Origin of the sequence: Yoonia sp., assembly GCF_036007805.1 — a bacterium.
Classification (GTDB): Bacteria; Pseudomonadota; Alphaproteobacteria; order Rhodobacterales; family Rhodobacteraceae; genus Yoonia.
In genome coordinates this window covers 1-4,539 of sequence record NZ_DASYOK010000029.1, presented here as the reverse complement: position 1 = coordinate 4,539, position 4,539 = coordinate 1, and the positions used below count along the sequence as shown (strand labels likewise).

Sequence of the window (4,539 nt, the reverse complement as noted above, 5' to 3'; positions counted from 1 at the left end):
GACAACGAGCCAACCGTCGTTGCCGGTGTCATCATGGGCGTGAAGAAGTCGCGCTATAACGGACGCGATTTTGGCGTGATTGCGCTGGATACCTACGCGGTCCCGGTCTGATTTAGCGGGGCGGCGTTCGCGCCGCTCCATCCCCAACCCCGCTTGAAATAGAAGGATTCGCCAGATGGCTATCTTCCAGAGTTCCACAGCAAAGGGGCAGGCCGCGACGCCTTCGGCATATCAGGCCGGTATCGTCACGACTGCCATCTTTGAATACACCTTCACCGACGCCTATGCGACAGCCACCGATGTGATCGAGCTTGGCCTCCTGCCTGCCGAAACACAGATCGTCGGTGCGACTATCATCGGCACCGGCCTTGGTGCGACCACGGCTGACATTGGTATCATGACCGGCACCCCCAGCGATACCGTGGGCGAACGCACCGTCGGCGCTGAAATCTTCAATGATACCAGCGTCAACAACGCCACGGCCAATGCCGCACTGGCAACTTGCCTTGGTGTTGCCCGCCAAAACTACCACCGCGCAATCGGTGCAAAGGTTGCGGCCAACGTCGCAGCCGGTGCGGCCAAGCTGACGGTCAAGATCGACTACATCGCTTGATGACATTGCGGCGCGCGGGCCAGATCCGCGCGCTGCCCCACGATCACGGAGGAAGCCATGCTGATCGAACACACCACCAAACGCCCGAACGGTTCCATCCACTCCATTGGAGGGGTGAAATACCACTTCGAGCCGACCGCAGACGGCGCGCATGTGGCCGAGGTCGAAACCCCGGCGCATATCCAGCGTTTTCTGTCGATCCCGTCATTCACGGTTTATGACCCGAACGCGCCCGTTGAGCCTGTAGTGCAGGCGGCACCTGTTGCGCCCGCTGCAACAACTGACGCGCCCACCGGCGACGAGGGCGACGAAGACGCGCCGACACCGCTGGAAGACGCGCCCGACGAGGTGCTCGACCAGCTTTACGAAGACGCCTACGGCAAGAAGCCTCACCACAAGGTCAAGCGCGACAAGATCATTGATATGATCCGCAAGGCCCCCGCCAAAGAGGCTGAGTAACAGCCATGCCCGTCAACGTCGCTGATGTTCTATCGCGCGCCTCCAAGGCACTGAGCGACGTTGACGAGGTGCGCTGGACCGCAGCCAGCAAGCTCGAATATTTCAACGACGGGCTTTTGGAAATCGCCGTTCAGAAGCCTTCCGCCTTTTCCCGCACCGTGGAGTTGCCGCTTGCCGCTGGCACGCTTCAGACAGTGCCGGAAGCCTATTCCGGCCTGATCCGGGCCGTCCGCAACGTCACCGGAGACGCAGGAGCCACGCCACGCGCCGGGGGCAGGGCGATCACACCCACGCGCCGCGACATTCTCAATGACCAGTTCCTTGACTGGCACAGCGCTGCCACGATTCCGTATGCGCGGACCGTGCAGCACGTCATTGCAGACGAGTTCGAGCCGCGTCAGTTCTATGTCTTCCCCGGCAACGACGGGACCGGCATTATCGAGGCGATTGTCGCGCTGATCCCCGACGCCATTGCCAGCCCGATCACAAGCGCCACCGCCGCGCCGCTGGATCGCGTCTATTTCAACGCCTTGGCCGATTACGTGGCCTATCGCGCTTATGCCGAGGACACGATCCTCAACGGCTCCGTGCAGCGCGCGCAGGCGCATTACCAACTGTTCCAGCAAGCCCTTGGCATCCGTCAGGGCATCGAGGGCGCGGCCAACGTCAACACCACCAACAGCAGGGGCCAAGCATGACCGTCACCGTCTCGCTCACGCAATTCCTGCCGATGGTCCTGCCACATGCGCCGGAGTGCCCACCGTCGATTGCGACGTTCAATCTGCGACTGGCCGCTATCGAGTTCTGCGAGCGCACGCTGTGCTGGCGTCACCTGACTACCGTGACCATCAACCGCGATGGTCGCGCCCTGACCGCGCCGCCCTATGCCGCCATCCACCGGATCGAATCCGCCGTGTTCAATGAAGAGATCAAGCTGGAACCGCTGCAATTCTCGGACGTGGACGAAAAGACCTTCGAGAACACCGCAGGCACGCCGCCCAAGTATATCACGCAGGCGCAATACAACACTGTCCGCATCCTGCCCTTTCTGGAAGGCACGCTGTCTTTGTCCCTGTTTCTCAAGCCGGTCAACGGCACGGAAATGGGCGAGGACTACAACGGCATTATCACGGACGCCTACGACGTTGTGCCAGAGTTCATCTACAAAATGCACGCGGAGCAAATCGCAGCGGGCGCACTGGCCCGCCTCTTGGCGCAGCCCGGCAAGCCGTGGTCAGACATCAACGCGGCATTGCTCTACGGCCAGCGGTTCAATGCTGTGATGGATCAACACTTCTCGGTCAGCCTGACCGGGCAGCAGCGGGCACGCAGGCGCACACGCTATAACGATTTTTGAGGTGAGCCATGAAGATCCGCATCGCAGACTTCAAAGGCGAGATACCCCGGCGATCCGCGCGCCTTCTCCCTGAAAACGTCGCAACCATCAGCAGCAACGCCCGACTGGACGATGGCAATGTCATCGCCTTCCGTGAGAGCTTCGGCGTGCATGAGTTCGCCGCGCCTGCGCAGGGCTTCTATCTGCACAACGGCGTATGGCTGGCTTTCAGTCAGCCGGTCGATGTGGCCCCCGGCCCAGTTGCGCAGGACAGGCTGTATTACTCGCAGGAAACCGACCCGCCACGCATGATCGTGGGCGGCGTTGACTATCCTCTGGCGCTGAATGCCCCCGCAGCCGCGCCAACGCTGGCCCTTGTGGGCACGCTGTCCGCAGAAATCGCGCAAACAATCGTCTACGCCTATACATTCGTCACGCAGTTCGATGAGGAAAGCGCGCCGTCGCCTGTCAGCGCCGCGTTGCTTTGGTCCGCAGGCTGCACCGTGACAGTATCGGGGTTTTCTGCCGTGCCCGCTGGCCGAGGTATCGACCGGATCAGGCTTTACCGCTCCCAGACCAGCGGGCTTGGCGTCACCGATCTGTATTTTGTGGCCGAGATTCCAGCCGCCACGGCCAGCTATAGCCACGACGACGCGGCCAACCCGTTGCAGGAGGTGCTTCCCTCTGCCGACTTTGACCCGCCCCCCGCAACCATGCAGGGGCTTGTCTCCATGCCCAATGGGATGATGGCCGCGTTCAACGGGAAAGAGGTTCTGTTTTCCGAGCCATTCCGCCCGCACGCATGGCCGGAGAAGTATCGCCTGATCGTGGACTTCGATATTGTGGCGCTGGCATCCTTCGGCACAACGCTGGCGATCCTGACCAAAGGCACGCCATACATTGCCCAAGGCACCGCTCCCGAAAGCATGGCAATGCAGCGCATGGAGGCAAGCCTGCCCTGCATTTCGCGGCAAGGCGTTGTGGATCTGGGCTATGCCGTTGCCTATCCATCCAATGACGGGCTTGTGGTCCTGACCGCCAGCGGTGCGCAACTCGCATCGCGCAGCCTGTTCAGCCGCGACGACTGGCGCGCATTGTCCCCTGCCAGCTTCTTTGCCGCCAACTATGATGGCCGCTACGCCTTTGCCTATCGGTCTGGCGATATTGACACCGTGGATGGTGGCGAGGCCGTGCTTGATCCGGTCCCTGCCGATACGTTCAACGGCGGCACACCAGACTCGCTCATTGTGGGCTTTGTCAATTACGAGGGCGGGACACCGTTTACCAGCGCCGCAATCAACTCCATCGGGTTTATCGACCTGACAGGCGAGCAGCCCCACTTTATGCGGACTGATCCGGGCGCGGTAGGATCGCCAGATAATCTTTTCTTCGATCCCGTGTCGGGCAACCTGTTCCTTTTGATCGACAACCAGCAAGTTGCGCAGTTCGACAGTCGCCGCGCACCGGCCACATCCTACACATGGCGTTCAAAGACGTTTTTCATGGTGTCGCCTGCATCCTTTGCGGGAATATTGATCGAGGCCAACACAACCGAGGCACAATCCGTTCTGAAAACCCGCGTCTATGCCGATGGCCGACTGGTGCGCGAGATCGACCGATTCAACCGACCAGAGCGCCTGCCGGGCGGGTTCCGCTCAAAGGTCTGGGAAATCGAAATCGAGGGAAACGCGGAAGTGACCTCAATTTCAATGGGCGAAAGCCTTGATGAATTGGCGGTGCCCTGATGGTTGATCAAGCCGGACAATACGGGCTGTCACAGTCAACAATGGAGAAACTGGCGGTGTTGCTTGGGGAGCGACCACGCACGCCCGGCAAGGCCGCTCTGCGCCGTGAGGATGAGGCGCGGATCGTAGATGGCGTGGCGCAACTGATTGCGTCCAGCACGCCCAGCACCGGCTCCATGCAGCTATTCGCAGGCAGTATCGACAAGGGCTGGATAGCGGCCAATGGCGCTGCGGTGTCACGCGCGGCTTATCCCGCCCTGTTCCGCAAGATTGGCACAAAATTTGGGGCAGGGGACGGATCAACGACCTTCAACCTGCCAAACCCCACACCGATTGGCCTGAACACTTGGGCAATCCGTATCTGATGAAGGACGCGCATCATGGCT

General features: G+C 61.0%; 6 protein-coding genes. All 6 read left to right on the top strand.

The features are described 5' to 3' along the window. Positions 1-175: 175 nt before the first annotated feature. The 6 genes from VGP75_RS01670 to VGP75_RS01645 are packed head-to-tail and all read left to right on the top strand — an operon-like array spanning position 176 to position 4,518. Positions 176-613 carry a hypothetical protein gene (locus tag VGP75_RS01670; protein ID WP_327541995.1) on the top strand — a complete coding sequence of 146 codons (438 nt, stop codon included), beginning with the start codon at positions 176-178 and terminating at the stop codon, positions 611-613. 57 nt (positions 614-670) lie between these two features. Next, positions 671-1,072, top strand: coding sequence for a hypothetical protein (locus VGP75_RS01665; RefSeq protein WP_327541994.1), 402 nt, complete (start codon positions 671-673; stop codon positions 1,070-1,072). A 5-nt stretch (positions 1,073-1,077) separates the two neighbouring features. After that, entirely contained in the window at positions 1,078-1,770 is a 693-nt protein-coding gene (locus VGP75_RS01660) for a phage adaptor protein (protein WP_327541993.1), read from the top strand. Then, complete coding sequence (locus VGP75_RS01655) at positions 1,767-2,429, top strand: hypothetical protein (RefSeq protein WP_327541992.1); 663 nt, start codon at positions 1,767-1,769, stop codon at positions 2,427-2,429. The genes VGP75_RS01660 and VGP75_RS01655 overlap by 4 nt, the downstream gene beginning before the upstream one ends. An 8-nt stretch (positions 2,430-2,437) precedes the next feature. Continuing rightward, the gene (locus VGP75_RS01650) at positions 2,438-4,153 is read left to right on the top strand and encodes a hypothetical protein (RefSeq protein WP_327541991.1); all 1,716 of its coding nucleotides are present in this window, start codon (positions 2,438-2,440) and stop codon (positions 4,151-4,153) included. Then, entirely contained in the window at positions 4,153-4,518 is a 366-nt protein-coding gene (locus VGP75_RS01645) for a phage tail protein (RefSeq protein WP_327541990.1), read from the top strand. Before VGP75_RS01650 ends, VGP75_RS01645 begins: the two co-directional genes overlap by 1 nt. Positions 4,519-4,539: the final 21 nt, after the last annotated feature.

Bases quoted from the DNA above. Each gene is read 5' to 3' on its own strand.
- VGP75_RS01670 (WP_327541995.1), top strand. From the start codon at position 176: ATGGCTATCTTCCAGAGTTCCACAGCAAAGGGGCAGGCCGCGACGCCT.
- VGP75_RS01665 (WP_327541994.1), top strand. From the start codon at position 671: ATGCTGATCGAACACACCACCAAACGCCCGAACGGTTCCATCCACTCC.
- VGP75_RS01660 (WP_327541993.1), top strand. From the start codon at position 1,078: ATGCCCGTCAACGTCGCTGATGTTCTATCGCGCGCCTCCAAGGCACTG.
- VGP75_RS01655 (WP_327541992.1), top strand. From the start codon at position 1,767: ATGACCGTCACCGTCTCGCTCACGCAATTCCTGCCGATGGTCCTGCCA.
- VGP75_RS01650 (WP_327541991.1), top strand. From the start codon at position 2,438: ATGAAGATCCGCATCGCAGACTTCAAAGGCGAGATACCCCGGCGATCC.
- VGP75_RS01645 (WP_327541990.1), top strand. From the start codon at position 4,153: ATGGTTGATCAAGCCGGACAATACGGGCTGTCACAGTCAACAATGGAG.